This is a genomic window from Bacillus sp. GbtcB14, from assembly GCF_019091205.1.
Classification (GTDB): Bacteria; Bacillota; Bacilli; order Bacillales; family Bacillaceae_G; genus Bacillus_A; species Bacillus_A cereus_AG.
On the sequence record NZ_JAGXJT010000223.1, the window covers coordinates 1 to 252 of the forward strand.

The following is a 252-nucleotide window of genomic DNA, read 5'->3' on the forward strand; positions in this document are numbered from 1 at the left end:
AGTATCCATTCCCGTCATCGGAATCGGAGCCGGTTCAAAAGCGGACGGCCAAGTCCTTGTCTATCATGACGTCGTCGGCCACGGCGTGGACAGAACACCGAAGTTCGTGAAGCAATACGCCAAAATCGACGGCACGATTGAGCCGGCCCTCAGCGATTACGTCCGTGATGTGAAAGAACGGGTTACCCCGGAAGAAAAGCATTCCTTTCAGATAAACCAAACTGTGCTGCAAGGCTTGTACGGAGGAAAGTA

General features: G+C 52.8%; 1 protein-coding gene. It reads left to right on the forward strand.

Features of this window, described 5'->3' with window-relative positions; all coding sequences use genetic code 11:
- Positions 1–252 (forward strand): 3-methyl-2-oxobutanoate hydroxymethyltransferase (locus KVT31_RS29780; protein ID WP_217613751.1); only part of this gene is annotated, 252 nt, incomplete at both ends.